15 protein-coding genes and 1 tRNA gene are annotated in these 12,654 nt (G+C 69.4%); 7 read left to right on the top strand and 9 right to left on the bottom strand.

Annotation, left to right across the window (positions count from 1 at the left end; all coding sequences use genetic code 11):
* Positions 1-13 precede the first annotated feature (13 nt).
* From FM111_RS11285 to flgF, 9 genes are all read right to left on the bottom strand, one after another.
* Positions 14-382, bottom strand: a complete 369-nt coding sequence (locus FM111_RS11285; RefSeq protein ID WP_087141031.1) for a hypothetical protein — start codon at positions 380-382, stop codon at positions 14-16.
* Between the two features lie 17 nt (positions 383-399).
* A complete protein-coding gene (locus FM111_RS11280) occupies positions 400-2,190 on the bottom strand; it encodes a DUF885 domain-containing protein (RefSeq protein WP_087141030.1) in 1,791 nt (596 codons plus the stop codon).
* Between the two features lie 63 nt (positions 2,191-2,253).
* On the bottom strand, positions 2,254-2,754 hold the full coding sequence (locus FM111_RS11275; RefSeq protein WP_087141029.1) for a hypothetical protein: 501 nt from the start codon (positions 2,752-2,754) through the stop codon (positions 2,254-2,256).
* An 8-nt stretch (positions 2,755-2,762) separates the two neighbouring features.
* On the bottom strand, positions 2,763-3,266 hold the full coding sequence (locus FM111_RS11270; RefSeq protein WP_087141028.1) for a hypothetical protein: 504 nt from the start codon (positions 3,264-3,266) through the stop codon (positions 2,763-2,765).
* A 36-nt stretch (positions 3,267-3,302) separates the two neighbouring features.
* On the bottom strand, positions 3,303-3,779 hold the full coding sequence (locus FM111_RS11265; protein ID WP_087141027.1) for a hypothetical protein: 477 nt from the start codon (positions 3,777-3,779) through the stop codon (positions 3,303-3,305).
* A 124-nt stretch (positions 3,780-3,903) separates the two neighbouring features.
* The gene (gene flgH, locus FM111_RS11260; RefSeq protein WP_256968228.1) at positions 3,904-4,629 is read right to left on the bottom strand and encodes a flagellar basal body L-ring protein FlgH; all 726 of its coding nucleotides are present in this window, start codon (positions 4,627-4,629) and stop codon (positions 3,904-3,906) included.
* 11 nt (positions 4,630-4,640) lie between these two features.
* Positions 4,641-5,420 carry a flagellar basal body P-ring formation chaperone FlgA gene (gene flgA / locus FM111_RS11255; RefSeq protein ID WP_087141025.1) on the bottom strand — a complete coding sequence of 260 codons (780 nt, stop codon included), beginning with the start codon at positions 5,418-5,420 and terminating at the stop codon, positions 4,641-4,643.
* Between the two features lie 16 nt (positions 5,421-5,436).
* On the bottom strand, positions 5,437-6,225 hold the full coding sequence (flgG, locus tag FM111_RS11250) for a flagellar basal-body rod protein FlgG (protein ID WP_046651706.1): 789 nt from the start codon (positions 6,223-6,225) through the stop codon (positions 5,437-5,439).
* 14 nt (positions 6,226-6,239) lie between these two features.
* Positions 6,240-6,977, bottom strand: coding sequence for a flagellar basal-body rod protein FlgF (gene flgF, locus FM111_RS11245; protein ID WP_087141024.1), 738 nt, complete (start codon positions 6,975-6,977; stop codon positions 6,240-6,242).
* Between the two features lie 179 nt (positions 6,978-7,156).
* Between flgF and FM111_RS11240 the strand changes: the two genes are divergently transcribed.
* The 7 genes from FM111_RS11240 to FM111_RS11210 all read left to right on the top strand — a co-directional run bounded on the left by FM111_RS11240 (position 7,157) and on the right by FM111_RS11210 (position 12,464).
* A complete protein-coding gene (locus FM111_RS11240; protein WP_087141023.1) occupies positions 7,157-7,816 on the top strand; it encodes a flagellar basal body-associated FliL family protein in 660 nt (219 codons plus the stop codon).
* A 2-nt stretch (positions 7,817-7,818) separates the two neighbouring features.
* Positions 7,819-8,901, top strand: coding sequence for a flagellar motor switch protein FliM (gene fliM / locus FM111_RS11235; RefSeq protein ID WP_087141022.1), 1,083 nt, complete (start codon positions 7,819-7,821; stop codon positions 8,899-8,901).
* A gap of 1 nt (position 8,902) precedes the next feature.
* A complete protein-coding gene (locus FM111_RS11230; RefSeq protein WP_087141021.1) occupies positions 8,903-9,517 on the top strand; it encodes a DUF6468 domain-containing protein in 615 nt (204 codons plus the stop codon).
* Between the two features lie 122 nt (positions 9,518-9,639).
* Entirely contained in the window at positions 9,640-10,548 is a 909-nt protein-coding gene (locus tag FM111_RS11225; protein WP_087141020.1) for a MotE family protein, read from the top strand.
* Between the two features lie 66 nt (positions 10,549-10,614).
* On the top strand, positions 10,615-10,854 hold the full coding sequence (locus tag FM111_RS11220; protein ID WP_087141019.1) for a DUF3297 family protein: 240 nt from the start codon (positions 10,615-10,617) through the stop codon (positions 10,852-10,854).
* A 108-nt stretch (positions 10,855-10,962) separates the two neighbouring features.
* The gene (locus FM111_RS11215) at positions 10,963-12,369 is read left to right on the top strand and encodes a M20/M25/M40 family metallo-hydrolase (protein WP_087141059.1); all 1,407 of its coding nucleotides are present in this window, start codon (positions 10,963-10,965) and stop codon (positions 12,367-12,369) included.
* Positions 12,370-12,379: 10 nt separating this feature from the next.
* Positions 12,380-12,464, top strand: a tRNA-Leu gene (locus tag FM111_RS11210).
* The last annotated feature ends 190 nt before the right edge of the window (positions 12,465-12,654 follow it).

Genomic DNA, 12,654 nt, shown 5'->3' with positions numbered 1-12,654 from the left:
GCTTAGGTCAGCTTCAGGCGGCGGCGTTTCGCGACCGGAACCACAGGTAGAGAATCCCCACGGGCGCGATGAAGATCGAGAAGCCCCACAGGAAGAAGTTCACCAGCACCTTCAGGAACATCAGAATGATGGCGTTCATGAAGAAGACGGTCTCGCCCATCATCACCCGCTTGATCTCGTCCCAGACCAGTTTGGAGAAGGGGAACAGCAGGGCGCCGACGCCGAACACGGCCAGGGTCACGGCGCGGTCATGCATGGGCTTGGCGCTGTCCAGCGACAGCACCATCCAGATCATGAAGGCCATGAAGGCGGCGCTGAGCACATAGGCGCGGATCAGGTAGCTCGGCTGCACCGAGCCGAAGATGCGTTTGATGAAATTCATGTCGGAGGGACGCTTTCTTACTGGGAGGCGGTCTTCTGTTCGGCGATCCAGCGGTCCATGCGCGCATCCAGCAGGGCCAGAGGCAGGGCACCGTCGACCAGCAGGGCGTCGTGGAAGGTCCGCACGTCGAAGCGATCGCCCAGTTCGCGCTCGGCCTTCTGGCGGATCTCGCGCAGACGGATCTCGCCGATCTTATAGGCCGTGGCCTGGCCGGGATCGCCGATGTAGCGCTGCAGTTCGGTCTCGATGTTGTGCGCAGACAGGGCGGAGTTGTCGCGGAAGCAGGCGCGGGCCTGTTCCTCGCTCCAGCCCAGCCAGTGCAGGCCGGTGTCGGCCACCAGACGACAGGCGCGCCACATCTCATAGCTGAGGCGGCCGAACCGCTCATAGGGCGTGCGGTAGATGCCCATCTCTTCGCCCAGGAACTCGGAATAGAGACCCCAGCCTTCGCTGAAGGCGGTGACCGAAGCGTCGCGTCGGTAATAGGGCTGGTCGGCGGCTTCCTGCTGCAGGGCGACCTGCAGGTGGTGGCCCGGCACGGCTTCGTGCACCGTCAGGGCGGGCAGTTCATACAGGGGGCGCTGGTCCAGCTTGCCGGTATTGACGATGTAGCCCCCGGCCACGCCCGTCGCCATCGACCCGGCGTTGTAGCGGCCGGTGGTGTAGGTCTCTTCCATCTCGTGCGGCACCGGACGCACGCCGTAGGGCAGGCGCGGCAGGGTGGCGAACAGCGACGGCAGGCGGTCGTCGGAACGCTTGGCGATCTCCGACGCCTTCTCCAGCAGCTCCTCGCGCGTCTTGGCGTAGAATTGCGGGTCGGTGCGCAGGAAGGTCAGGAAGCCGGCGAAGTCGCCGGTCCAGCCGGCCGCGCGCATCTCCGTCTCCATGCGGGCGCGGATGCGGGCGACTTCCTGCTGGCCGATCTCATGCACCTGATCGGGCGTCAGGTCGGTGGTGGTGTGGCTGCGGACCAGGAAGGCGTACAGGTCGCGGCCGCCGGGGCGGTGGACCAGACCCGGCGCCTGTGGGGCCTTGGGCGCGTATTCGTTACGCAACAGGTCGCGCCAGGCGGTGCGGCGGGCGGTGATCGGTCCCTCGACCAGGGCACGGGCGCGGGCGCGGAACTGTTCCTGCTGGGCGGCGGGGATGGAGGCGGGCAGGGCGTTGAACGGGCGCAGCAGGACGTCGCCGGCTTCGCCCGGCGTCAGGTCGCGCTCGGCCTGGGCCAGGGCGCTGTCGACGACCGACCGGGCCTGGATCAGGCCGGTCTCCAGCCCGCGCCGGGTGTTGGCGATCCCGGCGTCGTAATAGGCGGGCGCGGCCTCCAGACGCTTCAGCCAGGCCTCGGCGTCGGCGACCGTGGCGATGCGCGCAGCGGGCGCCAGATAGGCCAGAAGCTGGCCGGGGCCGCCTTCGGAATCAAAGGCCAGACGCGACGGGTCCAGTTCGATCCGCTCCAACTCGCGGCCGATCAGATAGCCGACGAAGGCGTGGTTCAGGCGGTGGTCTTCGTCCAGCGAGGCCGGGTTGATGGCATTCAGCCGCGCCTTCAGGGCGTTCAGCGGGGCGCGGCGGGCCAGTTCGCCTGCGCGGCTGGCGTCGGGCAGGCGCGACAGGGCGGGGCGGTCGCCGTCCATGCCCGAGCCGATGGGGTCGTTCTGGCGCAGATAGGCTTCGTAATCGACCAGCAGGGCGTCCAGCGCGGCGGCGGACGACTGGCTTTGAACGGCGGCGGCCTGGGTCGGCAGGGCGGCGGCGCCCGCAAGGCCTGACAGGCCGATCCCGGCGGCGAGAAGAAGATGACGCATGAACTAAAGCCCTCCCAAGAACTGGCGGGGAGGGGAGCGGACCGCGTCGCTGCGGTCAAGCCTTCAGCGGCACAACTCCAGGAAACGCGCCGCGCGGCCTTCCGAACCAGGCTGGGCGGCCATCATCCAGCGCTGGTCGCCGTTGAGGATCGCCAGCCAGCCGAGGCGACGGAACCGCTGGATGACGGGATCGGCGGCGGGAGCCGTGGCGACCAGGTGGACGCCGTCGTGCATGTCGGCCGCTTCGGCGCGCGCGGCGTAGGTCTCGGTGTCGCCCCCGGATTCCAGGGTGATAGCGCGGCGCCCGTTGGCCTGGTCCGCAGCCAGGGACAGGCCGATCTTGCCCGAGCCGGGCGCGCACATGAGGCTGAGCGGCACGTCGTCGGACTGAGCCAGGCCGTAGGACAGGCGCGGCTCGTCCGGGTCTTCATTCAGGAACCAGTCGTAGCCCGCGACGGGCAGGGGCGCGCCGTTCGTGCTCAGCGGGGCGACGCTGGGGGCGCAGGCGCCGAGAGCGGTCATGGTGATGAAGGCGGCGGCGGTCAGCCAATGGGCGGGGCGCATCCTCGTCCTTATCCGGTGCACAGTTCGGCGAAGCGGCGCAGTTTGGACAGATTCGCCCGATCGATCTCGACGGTTTCGGCCTGGTCGCCCAGGGCGAGGGTCAGCCGCCCGGAGGCCAGGAAGGCGGCGAAGACGGGATGGTCGGCGCGCAGGGCCGCCTCCAGTCGTCCGCGTCGCGCGCGGGCCTCGACCTCGGTCGAGGCGGCGCCGGACCGGATGACGGCGAAGCCGTCGGCGCCGGGCGCGTCATGGAAGGCCAGACGGACGACGCTGGAGCCGGGCGCGCACTCCAGCGTGGTGCGAAGGCGTGGCGTGTCGGGGATCTCATTGGCCAGAACCAGAGGGCCGTCGCCGCTGTAGAGGGTCCAGGTCCAGCCCTCGGACGCGCGGGCTGATCGGGCCGGCGGCGCAGCCTGTGGCCGTTCGGCGGGCGGCTGAGCTCCGCTCTGAGGGGCCGTCTGCACGGCCAGGGCGAATAGCATGGCCTGGGTCAGGCCGAGCATTGAGGTCATGTTTCAGCCCCCGCTGAGGAAGACGGGGGACTGTGGTCAGGCATGTCCCGAAGCGCAATAGCTAAGAAACCCCTGGACCATTCGCCGCTCCGCACGCGTAGCGGTCAGCTGGCGCTCGCCGGCCTCGGTCTGGACGGTCATGCGGCCGCCCCGCGCCAGGCCGGTCAGGGCCGCATCGCCGAGCGGCAGGCGCGCCTCGAAGGCCTCGCCGTTCGACAGCGGGTCGATGGGCTGCGGCCCGCTGGACGCCAGGACCAGACCCGCGCTGCGCGGCTGGACGTCGCCATAGACCACGGCGGCGCCGTCGCCTGGCGCGCAGGTCAGCATCAGGGCCAACTGGTCCGAATTCGGCAGGCCATAGGCCAGTTTGGCCATGGGCCCCTCATGCAGCATATGCCAGCCGGCGACGGCTTCGGCGCCGCTGCGGGATGGGGACGGAGCATAGGTCGCCGCATGGGCCGCGACGGCGGCCAGGCCCACGGCGGCCAGGATGGGAAAGACGGTTTTACGCATGACAAGCTCACTCGCGTTCGACAGATCAAACGCGGGTCGCTTGTTAACGGTTCACGGCTCCGCTGGGCCGCGCGCGATTCAGTGATGCGCTGCGGCCGGAATCACACGTTTCGGTGAACGCGGGTCAGAAGGGGCTGAAGCGTTCGACCAGAGACTGGGCGGCGGGCGTCGCCTGCATCCGGCTGATGTCGCCGCGCCCGCCGTAGCTGATGCGCGCCTCGGCGATCTGGCTGTGGCGGATGGTGTTGGCGCTGGAGATGTCTTCGGGCCGGACGATGCCCGCCACGGTCAGCTCGCGCACCTCGCGGTTGGTGCGCACTTCTTGCCGACCCTGGATGACCAGGTTGCCGTTGGGCATGACGGCGGTGACGACGGCGGCCACCGTCAGGTTCACCCGCTCCGAGCGGTTGACGCTGCCCGAGCCGTTGGCGTTCACCGCCCCTTCCGTGCCGATCATGTTTGCGGCGTCGAAGCCGCCGGGGAAGGCGCGGCCCAGGCTGTTCTCAAGACCGAAGAAGTTGGTGACGCCGCCCGAGGCGCTGTTGGTGCGGTTGCGCTGGGTGGTGTTCTGGGTCTGGGCGCGGTCGTTGATGTCGATGGAGACGGTCAGGATGTCGCCGACGCGGCGCGCCCGCTGGTCGCCGAAGAAGCTGCGCGCGCCCGTGCGCCACAGGCTGTTGGCGCTGGCCGAGGTCGGCTCGGGCAGATAGGCCTGCTCCACCGGGACCAGGGCGGCGGGATAGCCGATGGGGGCCAGCTCCGGCCCCTTCACCGCCTCGATGGCGGTCGAGCAGGCGGCCAGGCTCAGGGCGGACAACGACAGGGCGGCGACGGTGATGGGGCGCATGATGGAACTCTCGCTCAACGGGCGGCGAACTGTTGCGGGTTGCGGCGGGCGATCTGGGCGGCGGGACCGGCGACGGCCCGGCCGGGGGCCACGGCCACGGCGTCGATGGTGCGGTTGGACTGGACGTTCAGGATCGGCACGGCCTCGCCCGCCGAGGCGTTGCGGGTCGCCTTGCCGGTGACGGTCAGCTCGACCCCGTCGCTGATATAGGCGACCTCGACCATGTCGTTGCGGGCGATGACCTGGGGCGAGGCCAGGTCGCGCGGGCCGACGGGCGATCCGGCGCGCAGGGCGCGCTTGGCCTGAAGGCCGATCACCGCCTCGGCGTCCTGGGGGCCGCCTGCGGGGGCCAGGTGCGACTGGACCGAGGCCCAGACCACGTCCTCGGGCTGGATCACGTCGCCGGCGGCCAGGCTGCGGGCGTAGGTTAGAACCTCGACGCTGGAGCCCGCTCGGGCGGGCGCGCCGACGCTGGCGGCTGCAGGTCGGGCGGAGGCTTCTGCAGGCAGGGCGCCGCCTTCGCGCACCACGATGCGGCGCAGGCCTGCGGGGTTGCTCCACTCCAGCCCGGCGCGGCGCGCGGCGATCTGGACCTGGGAGGCCTCCAGCACGGCGGTGGCTCCGGCGCGGCGGCCGACGACCACGCCCGATGCGGCGCCGGCGTCGTCGAACAACTCGCCCAGGGTGATGCGGCCGTCGTCGTCGACCGGATCGGGCAGCAGATTGACCGGCCCGGCCAGGGCTTGGGTGGCCAATGCGGCGATGGCGGCGGCGAGGATCAGGGCGCGCTTCATGGCTCAGACCTTCCCTTTAGCTCTTCACCTGGGCCGAGACGGACAGCATCTCATCGGCGGTGGTGATGACCTTGGAGTTCATCTCATAGGCGCGCTGGGCCACGATCAGGGCGGTGATCTCGCTGACCGCGTCGACGTTCGAGGCCTCGGTGTAATGCTGCAGCAGATTGCCGTAGCCGACGTCGCCGGGCGCTCCGACCGTGGCCGGGCCGGACGCCGCCGTCTCCAGCAGCAGGTTGTCGCCGATGGCTTCCAGGCCCGCTTCATTGAAGAAGGTGGCCAGTTCCAGCTGGCCCACGACCTGCGGCTCGGTCTGGCCGGCGGTGGTGACCTGAACCTGACCCGACTTGGAGATGGAGACGTCCAGGGCGTCCTGCGGAATGGCGATGGCCGGCTCGACCGCATAGCCGTCGTCCGTCACCAACTGGCCTTCGCCGTTGACGGTGAAGTTGCCCGCGCGGGTATAGGCCAGCTCGCCCGAGGGCAGGGTGATCTGGAAGTAGCCCTTGCCCTGAATGGCGATGTCGTAGGTGTTGCCGGTGCGGTTGGGGCTGCCCTGTTCGGTGATGCGATAGACGCTGCCCGCCTTGACGCCCGAGCCGATCTGAATGCCGGTGGGGACCACGGTGCCCTGCGACGAGGACTGGGCCCCCATGCGCTCGACGTTCTGGTACAGCAGGTCCTGGAACTCGGCCCGCTGACGCTTGAAGCCGACCGTGTTCATGTTGGCGATGTTGTTGGAGATGACCTCCACGTTCAGCTGCTGGGCGGCCATGCCGGTGGCGGCGGTGCGAAGCGCGCGCATGTCTCAGCTCTCCCTTACGAAACCCGGCCCAGCCGCTCGACGGAGCGGCGTGACAGGTCGTTGGCGTTTTCGATCATCTTGGTCACGCGCTCATAGGCGCGGCTGATCTCGATGAGGTTGGTGATTTCCACGAGGGTGTTGACGTTCGACCCTTCCAGCATCCCCTGGCGGACCTGGGCGTCGGTCGCGTCCATCGGCTGGGCGTTGGAGGCGTTGCGGTACAGGCCGTCGCCGGACTTCTGCAGCACCGACAGGGCGTCGAAGCGCACCACGGTCAGGCGGCCGACGGGCTGGCCCTCCTGGCTGATGGTGCCGTCGTGGCCGACGCTGGCGGGACCGCGCTGCGGATCCAGCACGATCTCGGCGCCGTCGGCCAGGACCGGCAGGCCCTGCTTGGTTGTCAGCCGCCCGTCCGGGTCGGTCACGAAGGCGCCGTCGCGGGTATAGGCGGGGCCGTTCGGCGTCTGCACGGTGAAGAAGGCGCCTTCGCCCTCGATGCCGAAGTCCAGCTCCCGGCCGGTCTGCTTCAGCGTGCCCTGGCCGAAGTCGCGGCCCACGCCCTTGTCCAGCACGAAGCTGGCCGAGGGGCGGATGGCGTCGTTGCGGGCGCGCTGGCCCACTTCGGTCCCGACCATCAGCTGTTCGACCTTGAAGCCGGTCGTGTCGGCGTTGGCGACATTGTTGGCCACGATGTCCAGCTCGCGGCGAAGCGTCATCTGGCGCGACAGTCCGATATAGGCGGCGTTTTCCACGAGGCGGCTCCTTTCGCCGTTTCCCGTCGCAACGACCGTGCCAACAGGGTTAACGCCCGTGGAATGGGGGTTTGAGCGGTTTTCGCTCCTGCGGCGCCCGGCAGGATTTGCCGATTGTAAACGCCTCGTTAACCAAAACAGGGCCACACCCGGCATGTGAGGATCGGGGCGGCTTACGCATGCTGAAACTGAAGCTGGGCAAGAAGAAGAGCGAAGCGCCGACCGGCGACGACGCGAACCTGCCCGCCGTGAGCGACGGCGCGCCCGGCGCTGAGGGCGAGGACGGCGAAGCCGCGCCCGCCAAGAAGAAGATTCCGCTGCTGTTCATCATCATTCCGGCGGCCCTGGTAGTGCTGGGCGGCGGCGGCGCGACGGCCTTCCTGCTGATGAAGCCCAAACCCGCCGAGGCGGCGGGCGACCACGCGGCTCCGGCCAAGGAAGAGAAGAAGGGCAAGAAGGAGGGCGGCGGCCACGGCGGCGGGGAAGGCGAGGCGGCGCCCGAGGGCGCGGGCAAGATCGCAGCCGGTCCCGACGGCGTGACCTTCTACACCCTGCCCGACATGATCGTGAACATTCAGTCGGCCGACGGACGCCCGACCTATCTGAAGCTGCGCCTGACGCTGGAGACGAAGGACGCCGCCGTCGCCTCGCACCTTCAGGCCGAGGCCCCGCGCATGCAGGACATGTTCCAGGGCTTCTTGCGCGAACTGCGGCCCGAGGATCTGGCCGGGTCGGCCGGGTCGTATCAGCTGCGCGCCGAGATCCTGCGCCGGGTCAATCTGATCGCTGCGCCGGGCAAGGTCGACGCCGTGCTGATCGAAGAAATGCTGGTCCAGTAGTCATGACCGACGCCCTGGCCCCCGAGACGGAACTGGACCCCTTCGGCGGCGACGCCGGGCTGAGCGACGATCTCGGCGCCGACCTGGGCGCGGGGCTGTCCGAACGGGTGCTGAACCAGGACGAGATCGACAGCCTGCTCGGCTTCGACATGGGCGGCGGGGACGACTCCGAACGCAGCGGCATCCGCGCCATCATCAACTCGGCCCTGGTGTCCTACGAGCGCCTGCCGATGCTTGAGATCGTCTTCGACCGCCTGGTGCGGTTGATGACGACGTCCTTGCGCAACTTCACCTCCGACAACGTCGAGGTCAGCCTCGACACCATCAGCTCCATCCGTTTCGGCGACTATCTGAACTCCATCCCGCTGCCGGCCATTCTGGCGGTGTTCCGGGCCGAGGAGCTGGACAACTACGGCCTGCTGACGGTCGATTCCAACCTGATCTATTCGATTGTCGACGTTCTGCTGGGCGGGCGTCGCGGCACGGCGGCCCTGCGGATCGAGGGGCGGCCCTACACCACCATCGAACGGGTGCTGGTGCAGCGCATGGTCGAGGTCATCCTGAACGATGCGCGTCAGGCGTTCGAACCGCTGACCCCCGTCCACTTCAACCTGGACCGGCTTGAGACCAATCCGCGCTTCGCCGCCATCGCGCGCCCGGCCAACGCCGCTATTCTGGTCAAGCTGCGCATCGACATGGAAGATCGCGGCGGCCGGGTCGAGCTGCTGCTGCCCTATTCGACGCTGGAGCCCATCCGCAAGATGCTGCTGCAGCAGTTCATGGGCGAGAAGTTCGGCCGCGACAACATCTGGGAAGGCCACCTGGCCACCGAACTCTGGACCACCGAGACCGAGGTGCGCTGCGTGCTGGACGAGCAGCAGATGCCCCTGTCCAAGGTGCTGGACCTGAAGGTCGGCGACACCCTGATGCTGAACGTCACGCCCGAGTCCGAAGTGTCGGTGCGGGCGGGCTCCATTCCGCTGACCACCGGCCGCATGGGTCGCAAGGGCCAGCACATCGCCGTCCGCGTCGAAGGCCCCATCAGCACCGACGCCGCCGCCCGCCTCGCCAGGGAGAACAGCTGACATGACCGGCATCATCCTCGACTCCATCCTCATGCTGCTGCTGGTCGCGGCCATCGGCTACGGCATCAAGCTGGAGCGCAAGCTCAAGACCCTGCGCGAGGGCCAACTGGCCTTCGCCGCCGCCGTGACCGAGCTGAACAGCGCCGCCGGACGCGCCGAACAGGCGCTGGCCACCCTGCGCGCCTCGGGCCAGGAGACGGACCTGCTGCATGACCGCATCATCAAGGCCCGCGCCGTGAAGCAGGAGCTGGAGGTGCTGATCGCCCGCGCGCCCGCCCGCTCGGCTGACAGCCGTATTGAAACGCGCGAGGACGAACGCCGCGCCGCCGCCAAGACGCTGGCCGGCATGGAGGCGATGATCGAGGCCGAGGCGGAACCTGTCCGCACCTCTTCGGTCGCGCCTCTGCTGGACGACGAGGCGCGCGCGCGCCGCATGGCCTCGCTGATGGAGCGCATCGAGGGCGCTCGCGCGGTCATGAAGGCGCCGTCGTCGAAGCCTGCGCCCGCGCCGGAGCGCGCCTCGCCGGTGATGCAGGCCCTGGCCGCTAACCATGCTGCGCAACAGAGCCTAAACCGCGCCCGCCGTAGTCTGGACGACGACCTTTTCGCTGCTTGATTCTAAGAGCCCCTATGCCTGACGCGCGGCGTCAGGCGACTTGAGGGGGGACGCATCTTTTTTGCCCTATGTCCGACGCGCGGCGCCGGACGACTTGAGGGCGCCTTTCCTGAGTTTGACCGATGAGCAAGCTGCCCCGCCTTCTGCCCCTGATCGCCGTCGCCATCGGCGGCGTCGTGGCCGTGCGCGCCGCGGGCGTGGCGCCGGAGCTGTTCCAGGGCGCGACCGCCTGGGCTCAGGAAGCCGTCGCCGGAGAAGGCGAGGGGGCCAGGCCCGCGCCTAAGCCCGCTCCCGCCGTCTGCGCCCTGTCGCCTGAGCAACTGGCCCAGCAGGCGGGGATTTCTCCGGCTGAGCTTCGGATCATCCAGTCCCTGTCCAAGCGCCGTGACCAGCTGGACGCGCGTGACGCGGACTTCGCCACCACCCTGCCGCTGATGGTCGCCGCCGAGCAGAAGCTGGACGCCAAACTGCAGGCGCTGGAGGCCCTCAAGGGCGAGATCAGCGCCCTGGTCGGCCAGGTCGACGAGAAGGAAAAGGCCGAGGCTGATCGTCTGGTCGCCGTCTATTCCGCCATGCGGCCCAAGGAGGCGGCGGCCGTCTTCGCCACCCTGGACGACAGCGTGCGTCTGCCGGTCGCCTCGGCCATGCGTCCGCGCACCCTGGCCGCCATCATGGCCCAGATGCAGCCCGCGGCCGCCCGCGAACTGACCGAAAAGCTGGCCAAACGCTTCCAGGCCCAGCAGTACGCCGCCCGCGCCGCCGCCGCTTCGGCGCCCGCCGAGGCCGCGCCCGCGCCGACGCCTGCCGCTCAACCGGCGGCCCAGCCCGCCGCCGCCCCTGCGCCCGCTCCGGCCCGCGCGGCTCAACCGACCGCGCCGCGTCGCACGCCGACGCCTGCCGCCAACCGCCCCGCCGCCCGCCCGGCGGCTCAACCTGCGGCCAAGGCGCCGACGCCCGCCGAGACCGGCCCGCGTCCCTATACGGCGGCCCCCGCCGACGCTCCGGCCGCCGCGCGCCAGTCGGTGCAATAGGCGACGGTTGTCGCACAGGCCTTGCGCGGCTATTCAGCCCGCTTCGATTTTTCGCGAGACCTTTCCATGTCCGACGCCCTGCCTGACCGCCTCTCGGTCGATCCCGACAGCCCCTTCCACAACGCCGAACTGCTGGCGCGCGGCGTGGGCATCCGCTTCAAGGGCGAGGAAAAGACCAACGTCGAGGAATACTGCGTCTCGGAAGGCTGGGTCCGCCTGGCCGTCGGCAACCGCGTCGACCGTCGCGGCAAGGCCCTGACCGTCAAGCTGCAAGGCCCGGTCGAGCCCTTCATCAAGGGCGAGTGATTCCCGCCTGGCGGCGAAGCTGAGACTTTCAGTCGCAGTCTTCGCCCGCTAGGGTCCGCGCCTGTCGTTTGAGTCTGGGAGGCGCTCTTGTCGTTCAATATCCGTCTGATGGCGGCCAGCGCATTGGCGCTCGGCCTTGTCGCTACGCCGGTTCTGGCGCAGGACGCCGGCGCCATTCGCGCCGCCGAACAGGTGCGCGACCAGGCGCTGAAGGGCAATATCGCCCTCGACTACGTCACCCAGATCACCACCCGCTTCGGCCCGCGCCCGGCGGGCTCGCGCGCCGAGCAGGACGCCTCCGCCTGGGCTGCCGACTATATGCGCGCCCATGGCTTCCAGAACGTTCGCATCGAGCAGTTCCCCCTGATCGGCTGGGAGCGGGGCGAGGAAAGCGCCGAGATCCTGGGCGCACGCCCGCAGAAATTGGTCGCCGCCGCGCTCGGCCATTCCATCGCCACGCCGGCTGAAGGCGTCGAGGCCGAGGTCGTCTTCTTCGACGGTCTGGACGCCCTGCTGGCCGCGCCGGCCGGTTCGCTGACCGGCAAGATCGCCGTGGTCGACGGCGGTCAGATGGTGCGGATGCAGGACGGCTCGGGCTACGGCCCCCTGTCGCGCATTCGCGGCGTCGGCCCGACCGAGGCGGCCAAGCGCGGCGCGGTCGCCTTCGTCATGCGCTCGGCCGGATCGGACGAACACCGGATGCCGCACACCGGCACCACCCGCTATGTCGAGGGCAAGGTGCCGCTGCCCGCCTTTGCGCTCAGCGCACCGGACGCCGATCAAATCGCGCGCCTAGTCGGCATGGGCGAGACAGTGCGCCTGCGCCTGAAATCCACCGCCCACACCTATGAGACCCACAGCCAGAACGTGATGGGCGACATCGTCGGCGCGTCGCGTCCGAACGAGATCATCGTTCTGGGCTCGCACATGGACAGCTGGGATCTGGGCACCGGCGCCATCGATGATGCGGCGGGCGGCGCCATCACCCTGGCCGCGGCCAAGCTGATCGCCGAGCAGGGCCGACCGGCGCGCACGATCCGTGTGGTGCTTTACGGCTCCGAAGAGGTGGCCCAGCCGACCGACCACGGCAACGGCGGCGGCGCCTATGTCCGCAACATCGGCGCGGACGTGGAGAAGCACGTCGTCGCCGGCGAGAGCGATTTCGGCGCCGATCGCGTCTACGCCCTGGGCCTGCCGCCCGGTTCGCAGAACACGGACTTCGCCAAGATCGCCGAGCGCGTTCTGCGGCCGCTGGGCGTCCTGCCGGGCGAGGCGGAGCTGTTCGGCGGGGTCGACATCGGCCCCTTGGCGCGGGCGGGCGTTCCGGTCTTCGGCCTGCGCCAGGACGGCACGCGCTATTTCGATCTGCACCACACGGCTGACGACACCCTGGACAAGATCGACCGGGCCCAGATGACCCAGAATGTCGCCGCCTGGGCGGCCCTGGTGCGCCTGATCGCCGATTCCGATGTGGACTTCCGGGCCGCCCGTGCGGCACAGGAGGCGAAGCGCTGAGGCGCGCGCCGCGAGCGTGGCGAAACTGGTAGACGCAGCAGACTTAAAATCTGCCGACCTTGGTCTTGCGGGTTCGACCCCCGCCGCTCGCACCATCTTCGGCCGGACCTGATCCGGCGCATGCCCTTGAGGGCCTTGGCCCAGTGAGGCCGTTTCCACGCCTGCGTTCCTGGACGCAGGCGTTTTTGCGTCTTCGGCCAAGTGCGGTCCGGAGCTCAGAACCTTTAACGCGCGCGCCCTTGTCGCCGTCGCATTCCTGCATTCCATAGTGTGTGATGTCGATGA

This window comes from Brevundimonas diminuta 3F5N (assembly GCF_900163625.1).
GTDB classification, from domain to species: domain Bacteria; phylum Pseudomonadota; class Alphaproteobacteria; order Caulobacterales; family Caulobacteraceae; genus Brevundimonas; species Brevundimonas diminuta_A.
The sequence above is the reverse complement of the archived record's forward strand: the minus strand, read 5'-3'. Positions and strand labels throughout refer to the sequence as shown.

What these genes read in the sequence shown, in the direction of transcription:
- flgG (WP_046651706.1), bottom strand. Translation starts at nt 6,225, where the DNA reads ATGCGCGCGCTTCGCACCGCCGCCACCGGCATGGCCGCCCAGCAGCTG.
- FM111_RS11225 (WP_087141020.1), top strand. Translation starts at nt 9,640, where the DNA reads ATGAGCAAGCTGCCCCGCCTTCTGCCCCTGATCGCCGTCGCCATCGGC.
- FM111_RS11285 (WP_087141031.1), bottom strand. Translation starts at nt 382, where the DNA reads ATGAATTTCATCAAACGCATCTTCGGCTCGGTGCAGCCGAGCTACCTG.
- fliM (WP_087141022.1), top strand. Translation starts at nt 7,819, where the DNA reads ATGACCGACGCCCTGGCCCCCGAGACGGAACTGGACCCCTTCGGCGGC.
- flgA (WP_087141025.1), bottom strand. Translation starts at nt 5,420, where the DNA reads ATGAAGCGCGCCCTGATCCTCGCCGCCGCCATCGCCGCATTGGCCACC.
- FM111_RS11270 (WP_087141028.1), bottom strand. Translation starts at nt 3,266, where the DNA reads ATGACCTCAATGCTCGGCCTGACCCAGGCCATGCTATTCGCCCTGGCC.
- FM111_RS11215 (WP_087141059.1), top strand. Translation starts at nt 10,963, where the DNA reads ATGGCGGCCAGCGCATTGGCGCTCGGCCTTGTCGCTACGCCGGTTCTG.
- FM111_RS11240 (WP_087141023.1), top strand. Translation starts at nt 7,157, where the DNA reads ATGCTGAAACTGAAGCTGGGCAAGAAGAAGAGCGAAGCGCCGACCGGC.
- FM111_RS11275 (WP_087141029.1), bottom strand. Translation starts at nt 2,754, where the DNA reads ATGCGCCCCGCCCATTGGCTGACCGCCGCCGCCTTCATCACCATGACC.
- FM111_RS11265 (WP_087141027.1), bottom strand. Translation starts at nt 3,779, where the DNA reads ATGCGTAAAACCGTCTTTCCCATCCTGGCCGCCGTGGGCCTGGCCGCC.
- FM111_RS11230 (WP_087141021.1), top strand. Translation starts at nt 8,903, where the DNA reads ATGACCGGCATCATCCTCGACTCCATCCTCATGCTGCTGCTGGTCGCG.
- FM111_RS11220 (WP_087141019.1), top strand. Translation starts at nt 10,615, where the DNA reads ATGTCCGACGCCCTGCCTGACCGCCTCTCGGTCGATCCCGACAGCCCC.
- FM111_RS11280 (WP_087141030.1), bottom strand. Translation starts at nt 2,190, where the DNA reads ATGCGTCATCTTCTTCTCGCCGCCGGGATCGGCCTGTCAGGCCTTGCG.